Source organism: Streptomyces sp. NPDC015171, from assembly GCF_043079545.1.
GTDB lineage: Bacteria > Actinomycetota > Actinomycetes > Streptomycetales > Streptomycetaceae > Streptomyces.
In genome coordinates this window covers 149,666-166,983 of the sequence record NZ_JBIBUO010000008.1, presented here as the reverse complement: position 1 = coordinate 166,983, position 17,318 = coordinate 149,666, and the positions used below count along the sequence as shown (strand labels likewise).

15 protein-coding genes are annotated in these 17,318 nt (G+C 72.6%); 10 read left to right on the top strand and 5 right to left on the bottom strand.

The window, feature by feature from the left end:
- Positions 1 to 24: 24 nt before the first annotated feature.
- Entirely contained in the window at positions 25 to 1,203 is a 1,179-nt protein-coding gene (locus tag ACF073_RS22700) for an IS701 family transposase (protein WP_392072683.1), read from the bottom strand.
- 523 nt (positions 1,204 to 1,726) lie between these two features.
- Between ACF073_RS22700 and ACF073_RS22695 the strand changes: the two genes are divergently transcribed.
- Together ACF073_RS22695 and ACF073_RS22690 are read left to right on the top strand one after the other, a co-directional pair.
- Positions 1,727 to 2,356: a TetR family transcriptional regulator gene (locus ACF073_RS22695; RefSeq protein ID WP_392072681.1), complete on the top strand. Its 630-nt coding sequence runs from the start codon at positions 1,727 to 1,729 to the stop codon at positions 2,354 to 2,356.
- 870 nt (positions 2,357 to 3,226) lie between these two features.
- Positions 3,227 to 3,907 carry a ScbR family autoregulator-binding transcription factor gene (locus ACF073_RS22690; RefSeq protein ID WP_392072678.1) on the top strand — a complete coding sequence of 227 codons (681 nt, stop codon included), beginning with the start codon at positions 3,227 to 3,229 and terminating at the stop codon, positions 3,905 to 3,907.
- A gap of 25 nt (positions 3,908 to 3,932) precedes the next feature.
- On the opposite strand, the gene ACF073_RS22685 is transcribed toward ACF073_RS22690, so the two are convergent.
- Positions 3,933 to 4,964, bottom strand: a complete 1,032-nt coding sequence (locus tag ACF073_RS22685; protein ID WP_392072676.1) for a LysR family transcriptional regulator — start codon at positions 4,962 to 4,964, stop codon at positions 3,933 to 3,935.
- A gap of 181 nt (positions 4,965 to 5,145) precedes the next feature.
- Between ACF073_RS22685 and snpA the strand changes: the two genes are divergently transcribed.
- Complete coding sequence (snpA, locus tag ACF073_RS22680) at positions 5,146 to 5,835, top strand: snapalysin (RefSeq protein ID WP_392072674.1); 690 nt, start codon at positions 5,146 to 5,148, stop codon at positions 5,833 to 5,835.
- A 495-nt stretch (positions 5,836 to 6,330) separates the two neighbouring features.
- On the opposite strand, the gene ACF073_RS22675 is transcribed toward snpA, so the two are convergent.
- Together ACF073_RS22675 and ACF073_RS22670 are read right to left on the bottom strand one after the other, a co-directional pair.
- Positions 6,331 to 6,810, bottom strand: coding sequence for a PPOX class F420-dependent oxidoreductase (locus ACF073_RS22675; protein WP_392072672.1), 480 nt, complete (start codon positions 6,808 to 6,810; stop codon positions 6,331 to 6,333).
- 71 nt (positions 6,811 to 6,881) lie between these two features.
- Positions 6,882 to 7,823: an amidohydrolase family protein gene (locus ACF073_RS22670; RefSeq protein WP_392072670.1), complete on the bottom strand. Its 942-nt coding sequence runs from the start codon at positions 7,821 to 7,823 to the stop codon at positions 6,882 to 6,884.
- Positions 7,824 to 7,878: 55 nt separating this feature from the next.
- Between ACF073_RS22670 and ACF073_RS22665 the strand changes: the two genes are divergently transcribed.
- The 5 genes from ACF073_RS22665 to ACF073_RS22645 all read left to right on the top strand — a co-directional run bounded on the left by ACF073_RS22665 (position 7,879) and on the right by ACF073_RS22645 (position 13,777).
- Complete coding sequence (locus ACF073_RS22665) at positions 7,879 to 8,400, top strand: MarR family winged helix-turn-helix transcriptional regulator (RefSeq protein ID WP_392072668.1); 522 nt, start codon at positions 7,879 to 7,881, stop codon at positions 8,398 to 8,400.
- A 224-nt stretch (positions 8,401 to 8,624) separates the two neighbouring features.
- Positions 8,625 to 9,485 (top strand): DUF2993 domain-containing protein, encoded by an 861-nt coding sequence (locus ACF073_RS22660; RefSeq protein ID WP_392072666.1) that lies wholly within the window; start codon positions 8,625 to 8,627, stop codon positions 9,483 to 9,485.
- Positions 9,486 to 10,036: 551 nt separating this feature from the next.
- Positions 10,037 to 11,206 (top strand): glutamate--cysteine ligase, encoded by a 1,170-nt coding sequence (locus tag ACF073_RS22655; RefSeq protein WP_392072664.1) that lies wholly within the window; start codon positions 10,037 to 10,039, stop codon positions 11,204 to 11,206.
- A gap of 288 nt (positions 11,207 to 11,494) precedes the next feature.
- The gene (locus ACF073_RS22650; protein WP_392072662.1) at positions 11,495 to 12,787 is read left to right on the top strand and encodes a ThuA domain-containing protein; all 1,293 of its coding nucleotides are present in this window, start codon (positions 11,495 to 11,497) and stop codon (positions 12,785 to 12,787) included.
- Between the two features lie 180 nt (positions 12,788 to 12,967).
- Complete coding sequence (locus ACF073_RS22645) at positions 12,968 to 13,777, top strand: maleylpyruvate isomerase family mycothiol-dependent enzyme (protein WP_392072660.1); 810 nt, start codon at positions 12,968 to 12,970, stop codon at positions 13,775 to 13,777.
- A 35-nt stretch (positions 13,778 to 13,812) separates the two neighbouring features.
- Here ACF073_RS22645 and ACF073_RS22640 read toward each other — a convergent pair whose 3' ends face one another.
- Positions 13,813 to 14,913, bottom strand: coding sequence for a PP2C family protein-serine/threonine phosphatase (locus ACF073_RS22640; RefSeq protein ID WP_392072658.1), 1,101 nt, complete (start codon positions 14,911 to 14,913; stop codon positions 13,813 to 13,815).
- A 263-nt stretch (positions 14,914 to 15,176) separates the two neighbouring features.
- Here ACF073_RS22640 and ACF073_RS22635 point away from each other — a divergent pair, with 263 nt between their 5' ends.
- On the top strand, positions 15,177 to 15,893 hold the full coding sequence (locus ACF073_RS22635; protein ID WP_392072656.1) for a FadR/GntR family transcriptional regulator: 717 nt from the start codon (positions 15,177 to 15,179) through the stop codon (positions 15,891 to 15,893).
- Positions 15,890 to 17,308 (top strand): hypothetical protein, encoded by a 1,419-nt coding sequence (locus ACF073_RS22630; protein ID WP_392072654.1) that lies wholly within the window; start codon positions 15,890 to 15,892, stop codon positions 17,306 to 17,308. The genes ACF073_RS22635 and ACF073_RS22630 overlap by 4 nt, the downstream gene beginning before the upstream one ends.
- The last annotated feature ends 10 nt before the right edge of the window (positions 17,309 to 17,318 follow it).

Genomic DNA, 17,318 nt, shown 5'->3' with positions numbered 1-17,318 from the left:
ATCAGGTCCGCCCGCGCCGCCGGATCAGGCGCAGGCGCGGTCGGGTGCCGCGAGGGCCGGGGCCGGGCCCGACGCCCGCAGCCGGGCGAAGGCGTGGGCGGCCGAGGCCATCGTCATGTGGTGGTGCCAGCCGGGAAAGGACCGGCCCTCGAAGTCCTGGACACCGAAGTGCCCCAGGTCCCGGACGGCCGGCTCGACGGCAGAGGCGTGCCGGGCCAGTCCGAGCACCTCCTCGGCCCGCCAGTCGGTCAGGCTGGTGAGCCAGTACCGGACGCCGAGCCGTCCGGCGCCGGACGGGCGTGCCAGGGCGCGGTAGACCCGCGGAACGCCGGACGGTTCGCCCGCCCGTCCGGGGAGGCGGACCTCCCCGAAGTGGACCGTCAGCCGTTCCAGCCGGCCCGTGGCCGCCTGGCGCACCACGACCTGCGGCTGGCGCATATGGCCGCGAGCCATCAACTCCCCCAGTGCGGCGGCGGACGCGACGGCCGACGCCGGCACGACGGGTTCCGCCGGACTCACCTCGCAGACGAAGTCGAGACCCCGCCGCGCGAGCCCCTCCACGACCGCTCCGGCGTCGTCGGTGCGGCGCAGGTCGAGCACCCATGGGATGCCCGAGAGACCGGGGTTCGCGGCCACGTCCGTCGCGAAGTCCAGGATGTGTCTCCAGGCGGGACGGGCCGTGACGGACTCGGGTATGCGCGCCCGCGCCCGGCGTTCCTCGTCCGCGCACCAGGACCGTTCCAGCAGCAGGCTCCAGTCCACCGGTACGCACCCGATGTCCGCGGCCAGGAAGAGGCCCATCGCCAGCTGGCAGTTGACCGTGCGCCCCAGCTCCACGTCGAAGCGGCGGTGCACACCCACGGAGTGCTCACCTCGCTTGGGAATGGTCAGCTCCTTCACGGTCCATGCCCGCGGAAGCCCCCGGCCGGCCACGGTCCGCGCCAGACTGCGCCGGACCGGGCCCCAGTCCCATGGACTGGCGTTGATGAACTGCTGCAGCCCGTGGGCGGCGGCGGGAGCGGGCGATACCGCTTTGGCCAGCCGCTGCAGCGTCTTCTTGCCTGGCACACTCAGCAGGGCGCCGAGATACGCATGAGCCCATCGGCGCTGGTCCGCCCGCTGAAGTGGTTCGAAGACCTCCTCAGCGAAGGTTCGCAGCTCATGTGTGTCGATCGTAGGTGCGCCTAAGGTGCCTGACGGCATGTGAAACCTCTCCCCCTCGCATCGCCCGCACCGGCAGCTGGTGCGGTGAACGGTGCATATGCGCAATCGGCCCCGCAGACAAAATACCTTCTCAAACGTCAATTTCTGCGGAGCAGTTGACGACTTTCCAACCTCCCCGTGCGACCTGCGCCAACACCCGGGCACCCGAAGTGACGCACAGCGGGGCCATGTACCTGACCGGCGTCGGCGGCCGGACAGCGCACCCCGCCGGGCCGTGCCCCGGGGGCGGCACCGGAGGCCGGCATTCCCCGCCCGGCCGGACACACCTTCGTCGTGTCGACGAGTCGGGGACACACACCTTCATCGGAGCCATGGCGACAGCGGTCATCTGGCCAGTCGGCGGTACCGCTTCGCACCACCCGGTCACTGTCTTTATACGGCTCTGGACAGCGGTGTCTGTTTCGGACAGCTCACCCGAGTGCGCTTGTGAGCCCCGCGGCGTTAAGAAAGGATTTCTTGGGGGGGTGATGTGTCGTTCGATCCCGCAGCGCGAAGGGGCATCGTGATCAAGCAAGACAGGGCACGCAGGACGCATGAGTTACTACTGGACGCGGCGGCGGCGGAGTTCGTCCGATTCGGTTACACGGGGGCCAATCTGCAACGGGTGGCCCAGGAGGCCCATATGACGAAGGGTGCGTTGTACGCGCACTTCGCCTCGAAGCGGCTCCTGGCCAAGGAGCTGACCGGTCCGTTCGAGCACGCCTGGCACGAACTGCTGGCACAGGCCGATCGGTCCGACGCCCCACCGGTGGAGACGCTGCGCCTGCTGGCCGTCCGGATCGCCGAGCGGTTGCAGTCGGATCTGCGGTTCCGGGCCGGCTTCCATCTCGCCAGCGAGGCGGCCCGCGCCCATGGACGGCTCCCCCGGGTCGCCCAGGACCTTCGCGGGAGCGTCTCCAGCCTCATGGCACAGGCCCGCCAGCAGGGCCAGCTGACCGGGGCGCCGGAACCCGAGCGGCTGGGGCATCTGCTGCTGGCCCTGATGTTCGGCGTCTACTACAGCACGCCCGAATGCCGTATGGACCGGTTCACCGAACTCCTGTGCACGGCTTGGTGGCAGGCCCTGGGGGGCGGCCAGGAGGCGCTTGCCGCCCAGGAGTCCTCCCTGCCCGCTCCCCGCGTCCGCGCCTAGCCGAGGCCCGCCGGCCACCGGGCCTGGGCGGCGCTCCGTCACCGGAGAGGCGACGGCGCCGCCCGGCCGAGGAACGGCTCCACGGGGCCCCCGTGCTCTGCGGCCCGGCCGCGCGGCACACCCGCCTGAGCACTCGCCGTCGCCCTGACCAGGCATCGGCACCCGCAACGGCCGTGACCGAACCGGCCGCAGCGACGGCCGCCGCCCGGCCCGGTCCCGTGAACGGCCGTGCGCCCGCGGCCACTTCGACAAGTAGGAAACCATTCGGGCGACCGGTCTTTTGCCGGGCGGCTCTGTCCTGTATGCATAGGACGGTTTTCCGCCACCTGGGAGTACATGGTTCTCGTCGATGGCCGTCCTGCCGCCGCCCGCTTCCGCACCCGTGCGCCACCACATGCCGCGCCCCTGCCCGGACCGGGCGCCCGGCCGCCTGTGCCTGCCCTCCGCACCCGAGCGCGGCTCCCGCCGTGCCGGGCCCCGGGCGAGCCGGGTCCCTCGGGCGCGGTGCCGGGCGGCCGCGCTGACGGACCGCCTGATTCCGGCCCGACGGCGCTGCCCGGGCAGGGTCGGACGGGCGGTCCGGGCGCCGCAACCACGCCACTCTTCCGGGCGCGGAAACCACGACGGCGCATCATGGCGTCTTCGCCCCTGCACACGGCTCCTGTCCCCGGCTCCCCGGTGCCTGCCGCGGAGGGTCCGCGGCCGGCTCGTACGGCCGGGGCGGCGCCCACGAAGACCCCGGCCCCCGTTGCCCGGCGGTCCGCGCCACGGCCAACGGCGGACGGCGACGGGAGCCGCCCCGAGGTCCGCCGGGGCGAGAAGCCGCCGCGACGCGTTGTCGATCACCAGCACGAGGCAAGGGAGGCCTTTGTGAAACTGCCCCGCGACCATGCCATGGGCCACGTCCCTTCCGCGCGTGCCAAGGAACTCAAGCAGGAACGCGCCATCCGGTCCCGGCAGAACATCCTGCACGCCGCCGCCCGCGCGTTCGCCGAACGTGGCTACCCGACCGTAACCATGCATGACGTGGCCGACCTCTCCGGAATGACCAAAGGAGCCGTCTACTTTCACTACGCCAACAAGGAAAGCCTGGCGCTCGCCGTCACCACCGAGTTCTACACACGCCTGCCCGCCATCTCCGACGCCGTCGCCCGATTGGCGGTGCCGCCGGTCGCCTCCGTGGCGGAACTGCTGCTCCGCACCGCCGCCGCATTGCGCGACGAGCCGTTGATGAAAGCCGGGGCCCGGCTGCAGATCGAAAGGGCGCTGATCGACGTGGAACTCCCCCTGCCCTTCGAGGACTACACCGCGCTGATCTCCGCCTGGTTCCAGAGTGCGCGCACCGCGGGCGAACTGGAGCACGACACACCCCCGCAGACCCTGGCCCGGGTACTGGTCTCGGCGTTCTTCGGCGCCCAGCACCTGTCCTGGGTCGTCAACGACCGGACGGACATCATCGAGCGGACCCTGGAAGTGCTCCACGCCGTCGTTCCCTGCACGAGGGACCCGCGGCACATCAGCCCGTACCTGCGCGAACACACGGCCGCGTGAACCGTCCCGGCCGGACGCGGCTGCCCTACGGGGTCCGCAGGTCGGCCCGCACCGGCCGCCGCCACGCCACCGGAGACGGGTGCGCGTCCGGCGGGTCCGGTGCGTCGGGCCGGTCCGGTGCGCCGAGCGGGTACGCGCGCCGCAGCCACTCCCGGTAGGCCGGTGCCTCATGGGCCACCGCCCAGTAGGCCTCCTCCAACTCCGGGTAGGCGTCGTCCAGTTCCGCCTCCGAACGGGCCGCGAGCAGCAGCCGTACCCCGATCGGGTCGCCGGCCAGGGGACGGATCGCGAGATCGGGGCGGGGATGGGCGGTCGGCTGGCTGACCGTGACCACCTCTCCGGTGGCGGCCAGTGAGTACGCGGTGAGGTAGTCGCCGTGCAGCACCTCGGGGTTCAGGCCGGCGGCCCGCAGCACCCGGCACAGGGCGTCCCACTCGCCGTCGACCGTCGAGTCGACCATCCAGCGCTCGCCGGCCAGGTCGGCGAGGCCGATCTCCCGCCGCGCCGCCGCCGGATGGTCCGCGGCGAGCGTGACGAACTGCGGTTCGCGCTCGACCATCACCCGCACGCACAGGCCGGGCGGAATGCGCAGCGGGCTGCCCTCGACCTCGTGCACGAAGGCCATGTCCAGCCGCCCGGCGGCGACCATGCCCAGCAGGGAGTTGGCGGACACGCTCATGTGCAGGGTCGGTTCGACCCGCGACGGCCGTGTCCGCAGCAGGCGCAGCCAGCCCGGGATGGCCCTGCTCGCCGTGGAGCCGATGCGCAGCTGGAACCCGCCGGCGGCACGGGCCGCCGCCGCCCTGGTCTCGGTGACGAGCGCGGCGAACTCCGCGACCAGCGGCCGGGCCCGCGCCAGCACCACCATGCCCAGGGGGGTGGGGCTGCACCCGTTGCGGGCCCGCACGAAGAGCTGAGCGCCCAGCGCGCGCTCGATCCGCCGCAGCTGGGTGCTCAACGAGGGCTGCGCCAGGCCGAGTTCACGGGCCGCTTTGTGCAGGCTGCCGGTGTCGGCTATGGCGCACAGCACGCGCAGGTGCCTCACCTCTAGCTCCATGGAGGGAGCGTAGGGCGGCACGGGAGACCGCACCAGATGTTCAAGGTCCAACGAAAGTGGACGAGTCGGCCGGTGATAGCCCGGTGCTATCCCCGATTGCCATCATCCGCCATCCCGTTGGCCTGTCCGAGACTCACAGGCAACCGATCGTTCAACCCCACAGGACGAGTAGGAGCCCCCCATGGCGTCGTTCCGTACCAGCACCGGGTCGAAGAGCACCAGACGGCTTCTGGCCCTGGCGCTCGGCCTCGGTCTGGCCTCCGCCGCGCTCGGCACCGCGAACCCGGCGAGCGCCCAGGACACCGTCGCGTCCGCCTCCCGTACCGCCACCGCCGGTTACGTGGGCGCGGCCGGGAACACCGGCAACAAGGCGTTCTTCGACGCCGTGCTGAAGTCGGTCGCCGAGCGGCAGGCCGAGCAGCCCTCCCTGAAGGTGGTGACCGTCTACTACAACGCCGCCCAGGCCCCCAGCTTCCGCTCCCAGATATCGAGCGCGGCCTCCATCTGGAACAGCTCCGTGTCGAACGTCAAGCTCCAGGCGACCTCCGGCACCGGCGACTTCACCTACTACGAGGGCAACGACTCGCGCGGGTCCTACGCCTCCACCAACGGCCACGGCCGCGGCTACATCTTCCTGGACTACGCGCAGAACCAGCAGTACGACTCCATCCGGGTCACCGCCCACGAGACCGGGCACGTGCTGGGCCTGCCGGACCACTACAGCGGCCCGTGCAGCGAGCTGATGTCGGGCGGCGGCCCCGGCACGTCCTGCACCAACCGGTACCCGAACGCCGCCGAGCGCTCCCGGGTCAACCAGCTGTGGGCCAACGGCCTCACCAAGGCCCTCGCGCAGGCGGGCGGGGCGCGCTGACCCCGGTCGGCACGACGGGCTGACGCTCCCCAGGCCAAGCCCTCCCCGAGGTACGGACCGCGGCGCTGTCCCGCGGTCCGTACCGCTGTCCCGTCCCGGCCGGCTCCGGTCGCCCATGGGGTCCCGTACGGGCCCGGTCATGTGTGTCGCCGGCCGGCCCGGCCCGCGCAATCGGCGCATCCGTCCACCGCGTGCCGGGGCAGGCGCCCCTGCCGGCAGGCCGCGAGCTGCTGCTCCCCCGCCGGTTCGGGCGTCTGCCGTGCGCGGACGGCGAGCACGCCCTCGCGGAGTCCGGTGGGTCCATCCGTACCCCCGGTCTGCGTCACCGGCGGGTGCGGCACCGCCGGTCCTGAGGACCAGCGTGACGGAGCGGGAGGGCGCCGGACGACGGCCGGAAGCACATCGATCCGAAACCCTGAACACCCTTTGCCGCAGAGCGGTTTACGCATGCCTCTGGTGCCTCCGCCGGGCCGCCCGCGGCACGCTCCGGGCGCGTCAGTCCCGGGTCCGGTACGCGTCCCCGTCGGGCACGGGCTCGTTCCCCGCCCCGGGCGCACCCGGGGGGAGGGGTTCGACGCCGACGACATGCCGCACCTTCGTCGGTTCGACGAACGCGACGACGCGCTGTTCGCCCGGGATCGCCCACTCGAAGCGTTCGGTGCCGACGTACTTGGCGGCCAGCCGGTCCATGTTCCGGTCCGCCTCCGGTCCCTGGACGAAACGGACCACCCTGCCGCGGATCTGGATGCGGTCGTACGGGTTGTCGGGGTGCGCCTGGGACAGGGACACGCGCGGATCGTGGCGGAGATTGCGTTCCTTGACACGTCCGACGGCGGTGTTGAAGAAGACCAGGTCGCCGTCGACGCCGACCCACATCGGGCTGACGTGCGGAGCGCCGTCGGCGTCCACCGTGGCGACGTACCAGATGTGCGGGGCCTCGATCCGCTCGCGGATCTCCTTGGGAAGTGCGGTCATGGGTCCGTCCTGCCCTGCCGTGCCACCGGTCAAGCACCCGGAACCGGTGGTGTGACCGGGGCATCGCGTGATCAGGCCCGGGCGAGCCGGGGGAACAGCGCCTCGGCGCTGCCGCGGTCGATGGCGTCGAGCTGGCCGGGGGCGAAGCCCTGGTAGTCGTCCAGCACGGAGTCGAGGAGCGGGCCCGCCTCCTCCGGGGCGAAGGGGAAGTCGCTGCCGTAGAGGATGTGTCCCGGGGCGGCGAAGGCGAGGAGGGAGGGGAGGGCGGTCGGTGTGGCGGACAGCGCCGTGTCGAAGTAGAAGCGCCGCAGGTCGGTCAGGATGCCCGCAGGCGTGGTGCCGGGGTTGAACCGGGCGCCGGCGGTGAACCGCCAGGCCGCGTAGGGCAGGAAGCCGCCGGCGTGGGAGAGGATCACCTTCATCCGGGTGTGGCGGCTCATCACGCCGTTCAGCGCCATGTGCACGGCGGTCCGGGTGGTGTCGAAGGGGAAGTCCAGGAGCGGGCTGGGCATGCCCTCCAGCGCGGGCATCGGCGGTGCGTCGGGGTGGATGAAGACCACGGCGCCGCGCGCGTCGAGTTCGGCCCACAGCGGCTCGAACTCCCTGTCGCCGAGGTAGCGGCCCCGCGCGTTCGACATCAGCACCACGCCGTCGGCGCGCAGTTCGTCCAGCGCGTAGGCGGCTTCGGCCAGGGCGCCGTCCACGTCCGGCAGCGGAAGGGAGGCGAAGAAGCCGAAGCGGTCCGGCCGGTCCCTGGCCAGCTCGGCGCTGTACTCGTTGACGCGGCGGGCGATCGCGCGCGCCTGTGCGTCGTCGCCGAAGTGGGTGCCGGGCGAGCTGATCGAGAGGACGCCGGTGGCGATCGACCGGCGGTCCATCATCGCGATCGCGCTGTCCGCGTCCCAGGCCGGCGTGGGCCAGCCGCCGGCCGTCGCACCGTGGCGGTCCATCACCTCCCGGTAGGCCGGCGGGAGGAGGTGCTGGTGGACGTCGACACGGTACGGAGAGGACATTCTCTCGCCTCCTAATATTTAGGTGGCTAACCATTGCTCTGTTAAGTTACCCCTCGTGAGCAAACAGCACAATGCCGAGCGGATCGCGGCGGACGACGCCGGCGAGGTCGACGCGGCCGGCGAGTTCGGTGAGATCTCCGAGATCGGCGCGGAGGAGATGGCCCAGGCGGCCGACGCGCTCTTCGTCGCCATGCGGCGGGCCCGTTCGGCGGGGGCCGAGCGCTTGGGCGGGCTCTCGCTGGCCCAGATCGCCCTGCTCGAACCGCTGGCGACGGAGCCGGACATCCCGGTGGGCCGGCTGGCGAGCAGCGCCGGCGTCAGCGTCCCCACCGCCACCCGTATGCTCCAGCAGCTGGAGACGCGGGGCGTCGTGGTGCGGCGCCGGTCCGCCGAGGACGAGCGGCGGGTCCTGGTCAGCCTCACCGACGACGGGGCCCAGCTGGTGGCGGCGCTCCGGACCCGGCTGCGGGAGCGCCAGGCCGAGGCCTACGAGGCGTTCACGCCGGCCGAGCGCGTCCAGCTCGTCACCCTCCTGCGCCGCCTCACCGACCTCGTCTCCGCCCCCGCCCCCGACTGAACAGATCCTGCACCGGCTCACCCGCGTCGGGCACGGCCGCCGCCGGGGCCGCGAGCGGACTCCGCGCGGGCCGCGCGGACGGCGGCGAAGGGCACCCGCGACGACGATCAGCAGGCGCGGCGCCCGCACGGCCTTCGCTGTGCGGCCTGACTTTCTGCTCACCAGTGTGCAAGCATCGGGTTTCGCTCGGGGCCCGGCCCACCCACTCCGCCGAAGGAGAGCACATGCATCAGCCGCAGCACGGATACGGCGACGAGGGCACCCAGCAGCACCAGCCGTACGGGCCCGGCGACACGCGCGACACGTACACGACGCAGGACCGCGACGAGGCGCACGCGCCCCGCACGAGGCGGCGACGGGGCGTCATCGCCGTCGGCGCGCTGGCCCTGACCGCCGTCGCGCTCGTCGCCGTCGACCGCTTCACGGCGGGGCAGGTGGAGTCCCGGGCGGCGAAGGCGTTCCAGGACGGGATGCACACTCCCTCGGCGCCCGAGGTGCGGGTGCACGGCTTCCCGGTCCTGACCCAGATGGCCTCCGGCAGTCTGCGGCAGGTGGACATCACCGCGCACGACATACCCGCCGACGGTTCGACCAGCCGGCTGCCGGTGAGCGAACTCTCCCTGCGGCTCGCGGGGCTGCGGGAGTCCGGTGACGACAGGACCGCCTGGGCCCGGTCGGCGGAGGCGACCGCCCGGCTGTCCTACGCGGACGTGTCCCACGCCCTCGGGTTCGAGGTCGCCCAGGGCAGTCGGCCGAACCGGATCAGCGCGAAGATCACCCTCTTCCCCGGCCAGGACATCACCGTGACGACGACGGTGTCGGCCGTCCCCGGCAACCGCATCGCGTTCAAGGACTTCCAGGTCACGGGCGGTCTGCTGCCCGAGGCGGGACGAGCGGTGCTGGACAAGGTCTTCGAGAAGCCGGTCCAGCTGCGGAACATCCCGAGCGGGCTGCGCCTGCGGTCGGTCACCACCACGGCGGACGGCCTCACCGCCCGCTTCTCGGGGAAGTCGGTCACCTTCCGCGCCGACGACGCCGCGCGGAACGCGACGGGGCAGGACGGCTCGGCGTACCGCGCCACGTGATGTGCGGATCCCCGGCCCTCGGCCGAGGGGGGAGCAGTCGTCGGCCGCCGGGGCCTCGGCAGGGTCACCGAGAGTGAGGACTGCCCTCCGCGTACCGCCGCCCGACGATGCCGGCGGCCGGTGGTGTCCAGCAGGGGCCGGTCCTCGCCCGGCCACGGTCCACGGCGGTCCGCCGGCCCGCGCCCTGCCGCACCGCCCGCTCTCCACACCCCGTCCCCCTTTTCGGCCATCGGGGGCACTTCCGCCCACGCGCACCACTGGCCCGTCCCGCACCACGCACCGTCCCCGCGGGACATCCGGACCTGCGCCTGCACGCGCCCGGCGCGGTCTCGGCCATGACCGCCCGGACGGGTCGGAGACGGTCTGTGCTTCCTGAGGGTGACTGGGCAGTCGCTTGCCGTGCCCACGGGCGCGGCACGACCATGATGGGTCCCACCCGCTGTTCGACTGGGAGTGGCTCACGCCCCCGAGCGCGACAGGAGTGATCACGAGCCGCGCAACGCCCGCGGGATGTGGATGCCGGTCTCCCGAGTCTTCCGAAAGGGCTGGACGTGCCTGAGCCGCTTGATGCCGTGACCCCTGCCGTCGCCGGTACGCCCACCGTCCCGGCCGAGGTGATCGCACCGCCGACGGTCGGCGTGGAGGAGGAGTTCATCCTGGTCGACCGGGACAGCAGGGCCGCCGTGTACCGGGCGCCCTCCGTGGTGCATGCCGCCCTCGACCGCCTCGGCCCGTCCCATGTCACACCGGAGGTCTCGCAGGCCCAGGTGGAGACCGTCAGCGCGGTGTGCCGGACCGCCGCCGAGCTGGAGGCGGAGATCCTGCGGCTGCGCCGGGGCACGGCCGCCGCGGCGGCCGAGTCCGACTGCCTGCTCATACCCAGTGGCACCGCGATACTCGGCAGAACCGGCCCGCCGCCCGTCGTGGACAAGCCCCGCTATCGCGCCTTCATAGACCGCTTCGGGCCGCTGCTCCACGACCAAGGGGTGAACGCGTGCCATGTGCACGTCGGCGTGGCCGACCGCGAGGAAGCCGTACGGGCGGTCAACCATCTGCGGGGCTGGATGCCCCTGCTGCTGGCCATCACCGGCAACTCGCCGTACAGCGCCGGGGCGGACACCGGATACGCGAGCTGGCGCTCCATGGTCTGGGGCCGGTGGCCCTCCGCGGGGCCGCCGCCCTACCTCCGGGACACGGCCCACCACGAACAGCTGGTCGGCCAGCTCGTGGCCACCGAAGCGGCGATGGACCCGGGCATGGTCTACTGGCACGTCCGGCCCTCTCCGCACCTGCCCACCATCGAGGTGCGCGTCGCCGATGTGCAGCCCGAGCCGGGGACCACCGCGGCCTACGCACTCCTCGTCCGCGCCCTCGTCAGCTGCGCCGTGGAAGCGGTCCGCGCCGGTGAGCGCGCTCCCGAGATCCCCGACGCGCTGCTGAGGGCGGCGTGCTGGCAGGCCGCCCGGTACGGGACGGCCGGCACCCTGCCCGCCACCCATACCCGTGACTGCACCCCCACCGCCGTCGTCCGGCTGATCGAGGAGTTGTGGAAGCGGGTCGAGTCGCACCTCAGCCGCTACGGCGACGACCGGCCGGTCAGCGACTGGCTGAGCGAGGTCCAGCGGCACGGGAGCGGCTCCGTGCGACAGCGGCGGGTCGCGGAGAGCCATGGAGGTTCCCTCCAGGACGTGGTCGACGCGCTCGCCGTCACGCCTGTGTGACCCCGGGGACCGCCTGTCCCTGATGTCCGGCATGTTCCACGTGAAACGCAGAAGACGCGACCGTCCCGCGACAGCGCCCGCCTCCGCACCGGTGAGGCGGGCGTCCGCTTTGCCGGTTACAAGCGGTCAACTCATCCGTGCGGAGCGAGCGTTGATGACGTCACCTCTTGACGTGTCTGGTTCAGACCTTTAGGTTCACGGGCCAGCAGCGGCTTCTATACATACGCTCAGCTGTCACGTATGTGAACATCTCATGCCGGTCCCTCCACCCCCTGAAGGGAACATCGGATGCAACAGGCGAGATCGGGTGCGGCGCGCGTCTCCGTGTGGCTGGCATTTCTGCTCACCGCGCTGATGAGTCTGGTGGCGCAGCCACCCGCCCAGGCCGCGCCGGCGGCCGAGCCGTTCCGTGTGCTGGCGCTCTACAGCGGCACCTGGGATGCCGCCCACATCAACTTCGTCCACGAAGCCAACGACTGGTTCCCCCGGCAGGCGGCCGCGAACGGCTTCACCTACACCGCGAGCAACAACTGGGACCTCCTGGCGAACGGCGGCGTCAACGCCTACCAGGTCGTCCTCTTCCTCGACGACCTCCCGCAGTCGGCCGCCCAGCGCTCGGGCTTCGAGCAGTACATGCGTGGCGGCGGAGCGTGGATGGGCTTCCACGTGTCGGCCTTCACCACCGACGCGCAGAGCTGGTCCTGGTACCACAACCAGTTCCTGGGCAGCGGGAACTTCAAGTCGAACACCTGGGGGCCGACCACGGCCGTCCTGCGGGTGGAGGACCGTACCCACCCCGCCACGGCGAACCTGCCCGCCACCTTCACCTCGTCCGTCAGCGAGTGGTACAGCTGGTCCAACGATCTGCGCCAGAACCCGGACATCAAGATCCTGGCCTCCATCGACCCCAGCAGCTTCCCGCTCGGCACCGATCCCAACCAGACCTGGTACAGCGGTTACTACCCGATCCTGTGGACGAACACCAAGTACCGGATGCTGTACGCGAACTTCGGCCACAACGCGATGAATTACGACACGAACACGGCGTTGTCGTCCACGTTCGCCAGCGCGACCCAGAACCGGTTCCTCCTGGACGGGCTGAAGTGGCTGGGCGGGGCTGCCGCCGGTCAGCCGCCGGGGGACGGGATCTCGGAGACCGCCTGGTACACCGTGCGCAACCAGGGGAACGGAACCTGCGTCGACACCCGCGCGGCCGGCACCGCCAACGGGACCGTCGTCCAGCAGTACGCGTGCAACGGCACCGCGGCCCAGCAGTTCCAGTTCCGCGGCACCGACAGCGGTTATCTGCGCATCACCGCCCGCGGCAATCCGCAGCAGGTCCTCGATGTCGTCGACCGGTCCACCGCCGACAACGCGCCGCTGCAGCTGTGGTCCTACGCGGGAGGCGCCAACCAGCAGTGGCAGCCGGTGAAGGAGGCCGCCGGACGGTACCACTTCACCGCCCGGCACAGCGGCAAGTGCCTGACGGCGTCCGGCTCCGCCACCGACAGCGTCCAGCTCACCCAGCGGGCCTGCGACGGCTCCAGCACCCAGAGTTTCCAACTGGCCGCCCAGCCCTGACCGCCGGGCGGACAGCCGCCCGGTGCCGTGTCCGCCGTACGGCGCGGGCACGGCACCGGCGCGGGTACCGGCAGGTCACCCCGCCGCCGGGGTCGCCGGTGTCGTTTTGGCTTGGAGTGGGCTCCAGGCTCCACACTGATCGCGACGGAGATCGGCCCACGCACAGAACGGCGGCAGCAGATGGCGACGACCAGCAGGGCGGGGCATCCCCTGCCCTACGACACCTACCTCGCGGCGATCGAGCGCGAGTCCCAGCGCCTCGCCGAGGTGGTGCGGGGCGCCGACCCGGCCGATGCGGTGCCCTCCTGCCCGGACTGGACACTGGCCGATCTCAGCCGGCATGTGGGCGCGGTGCAGCGCTGGTTCGGCGCACTGGTGAGCCGGCGCGTCCAGGAACCGCCGCGCAGCCGCGAGGTGGAGCTGGGGCTGCCCGAACAGCCGCGGGACTACGCCGACTGGGTGGCCGCGGGGGCGAGCGAGGTGTCGGCCGCCCTGCGGGAGACGGATCCGCACACCGCGATGTGGGCCTGGGGCGAGGACCAGCACGCGCGGTTCTGGGTCCGCCGGATGCTCTGCGAGACGCTGGTGCACCGGGTGGACGCGGAGCGCGCCGTCGGCCGGGAGTGGGACGTCGACCCCGCGCTGGCGGCGGACGCCGTCGACGAGTTCCTCGTCAACCTGCCGTACGCGGGGGTCTTCGCCCCTGGGGTGACGAAGCTGCGCGGTACCGGCGAGACCATCGCCTTCCGGTGCGCCACCGCGGACGGCACCGCGGGTGAGGAGTGGCGGGTGCGGCTGGACCCGGAGGGCTTCCGGCTGCTGCCGGCCGACGGCGACGCGGAGACCGGGCCGCCCGACGCGGTCGTACGCGGGCGGGCGGCGGATCTTCTGCTGCTGCTCTACGGGCGCCGGTCCTACCGGGAGTCCGCCTTCGCGGTCTCCGGCGACGCCGCGCTCCTCGACCGCTGGTTCGCCCACACGGCCTTCTGAGCGGCACCGGGCGCCCGGCCGGCGGCGATCCGCGCTCAGCCGGCCGGTGACGGCGGCGGCAGGGAGGGTTCGTCGGCGGGGAGCCGGACGGCGAGCGCGGCGATGTCGTCCTGCATCCGGTTGCCGCTGTAGGCGAGCAGGTCCTGGTGGAGCCGTTCCAGCAGCCCCCGGGGCGGGAGGGTGCGCCAGCTGCCGAGGCGCTGGAGCAGGGGGTAGAAGGTGCCGTTCGCGTCGCGTGTCTCGGTGATGCCGTCCGTGTACAGCAGGAGCTGGTCGCCGGGCAGGAAGTCGTAGGTGTCGACGTGGTACGGCTCCCCCAGCAGCATGCCGAGGTTCAGGGGCGGAGCGGAGTGTCCCCGGTCCAGTTCGCGCACCTCGCCGGAGCGGATGCGGACCGGGGGCGGATGGCCGCAGTTGACGACGCGGATCAGCTGTCCCTCCGGGGGGATCTCGACGAAGACGGCGGTGACGAACCGTTCGACCACCTCGTGTCCGCCCAGTTGTGTCGCCCTGCGGTCCATGCTGGTCTCCACCCGCGCGGCCAGGGCGGGCAGCGCGGGTTCGTCGTGCGCCGCCTCGCGGAACGCGCCGAGCAGGGCGGCGGCGGTCTCCACCGCCAGCAGCCCCTTGCCCCGGACGTCGCCGATCAGCAGCCGGACCCCGTACCCGGTGGGGACGGCCTCGTAGAGGTCGCCGCCGATGCGCGCCTCCGCGGCGGCGGACAGGTAGAGGCTGTCCAGCTGGAGACTGCCGATCCGGTGGGGAACCGGTCTGAGCAGGACCCGTTGTGCGATGTCGGCCACGAAGCGCACGTCGGCCAGGGTGCGCTCACGGTGGGTGCGGTGCGCGGCCAGGATCGTGCCGAGGACGCCGACCAGTGCGGTGCAGATGTAGGCGGCCACGTAGTGGCGGTCCCACAGGTAGCCGACCTCCCGGCCGGCGCAGCAGGGCGTGCCGGCCAGCACCCCTTCCAGGAAGACGGCGAACGCCGCGGAGCCGGCGACGACGGCGGGGCCGTGGGCGAACGCGGTCACCAGCGGCAGGGCGATCAGCACGAAGCTGACCGGCCACTCCACGGGTGTCACGGGCTCCAGCAGCAGCAGGACCACGACGTACAGGACCGGAAGCCACCTCATCCATGCGGGCGGCTCCGGCAACCGCGTCAGCGCGCCGGCCCCTCCCTCCGGCTCCCGACCGGTATGTCCACGACTCGGCATACGTGGTCTGCGCACACGGACTCCTGTCACAGCAACTCGACAACGCTCCAGCCTGAGGGGCCGGGCCGCGGCACGCCGGTATTGCTCCACTCAACGGCATGTTCCGGCACGGCCATTGACTCCATGGACCCATATTGGTTGAGTGGCTCAGCCACTGAACCACTGCATCGCTGGAGGCCCGGGTGGAAGCACTGCCGCGCGAGACGATCGTCGACGTACTGGAGAAGAAGCTGCGCGAGGAGATCCTCGCCGGGCGCCACCCGGCCGGCAGCTATCTGCCTCCCGAGCGCGAACTCGCCGACGGGTTCGGGGTCACCCGCACCACGCTCAAGCACGCGTTCGGCCGGCTCGTCCAGTCGGGACTGCTGGAGACGCGCCACGGAGTCGGCACCCGCGTACGGGACTTCCTGCGCCTCGGCGGGGCCGATCTGCTGCCCATGCTGGTGCGCCACAGCCCCGACTGGATCGGCGAGATCTTCGAAGTCCGGCGCGGCATCGGCGCGTTGATCGCGGAGCGGGCCGCCACCCGGGCCACGGCTCAGGACGTCGCCGCGCTGCGCCGGCTGCTCGCGGACGTCGGGCGGGCGGACGGCGGCGACCCCGCGCAGCTGGCCGACGCCGAGGTGCACCGGGCCCTGGCCCGCGCCACCGGGAACCGTGTCTACGTCCTGCTGACCAACACCCTGTTCAACGCGTATCTGCCGGTGCGTGCCGCGCTGGTCGGCCCCTTCCAGGACCCGCGGGCCGCGCACGACCGTCTGGCGCCGGTCGTCGAGGCGGTGGCGGCGGGCGACCAGAAGGCCGCGCGCGCCGCGGCCGGTGACTACCTGTCGACGACGGAACGCCTCATGCTCGAAGGGCTCGCGCGGGCCGGCGGGCGCAAGGGGGAGGCCCGGTGACCGCGCGCGGAACGACGTTCCGGGAGACGATGCCGGGCCGGGTCCGCCTGACCGGTGAGGGCGCCGACCGTCCGGTGCGGCTGGACCTGCTGGCCCGTGCCGACAGCCTCATGCTCCCCCACCGCACCACCCGGGCACGGCTCACCGGGCGGGTCCGGATAGCGGGCCTGGCCGACGACCCCGGTGCCGAGGGCGAGTTGGAGATCTCGCCGCTGGCCCGCCGCAGGATCCGCTACCGCCTCCGCTTCTCCCTCGGGGGCCGGCGGCTACTGCTGGACGGCTGGAAGTCGGTGTCGCTCAAGCGCCCCCTGTCCTCGCTGACCGTCCTGCCGTACACCCTCTACGAGGCCGGCGAACGCGTCGGCGAGGGCACCCTGCGCTTCCCCGTCGCCACCGGCCTGCTGCCCTTCCTCGCCGGCTTCCGCTTCCCCCGGGACACCGGGACCGCCGAGCCAGGAACCGCCGAGCCCGAGGCCGGCCGGTACCTGGCGCCGCGCTGGGACGGCACACCGGGGCGGACGGAGGTCTGGTACACCACCCTGACCGATCCGGCGACGGGCAGCGGCCTGTGGCTGCACCACGAACTCGTCGCCCCCCTCGACGGCACACCCGCCTACGTGCACGGCTGGATCGCCGTGTTCCCCAAAGACGGCCCGGCGGAGCACGCGCGCTTCGGCCCCACCCCCTGGACCGGCCGGGCGGCCGGGTTCGCCACCGCCGACACCAGTGCCGCCGCCGGCCGTCTCACCGGCTCCGCCGGGCCGTTCAGCTGGACGCTCACCGAGGAGTCCGAAGGACCCCCACTGCACACCTTTCCGCGCTGGTCCTGGCGGCGCCCCTGGCTGCCGGCCTCGCACATGCTGCCCGCCGCCCGCGCCCGCTACAGCGGAACCGTCCGCCACGCCTCCGGCACTCTGCGGCTCACGGACGCGCCCGGCGCGAGCGCCCGGATCTACGGCCACGGCAACGCCCGCCGCTGGGCCTGGCTCCACGCGGACCTGGGCGGCGGTGACGTGCTGGAGATCGTCGCGGCGGTGTCGGCGCGGCGCGGACTGGACCGGCTGCCGCCACTGGTGTTCCTGCGCCTGTACCGCGACGGCCGCACCTGGCCCCGGCGGGCGGAACGGGCCGCCGTGGGCTGGGCGGGCCTCGGCCGGTTCCGCGCCGTCATCGGCCTCCCGCGCTGGCGGGTGGAGGGCCGTGCGGGGCTGCGCCGTATCCGGGTGACGGTGACGCAGCCGCCGGAGGGGACGCTCACCCTCGACTACACCGATCCGGACGGTTCCGCCGCGGTGTGCCGCAACAGCGAACGGGCCGACGCTACGGTGCGCCTTGAACGCTGGTGGGGGCGGTGGCGGCCGGAGGCGGCCTGGCACCTGTCGGGCACCGCGCACGCGGAGGTCGGTGACCGATGAGCACAACGTC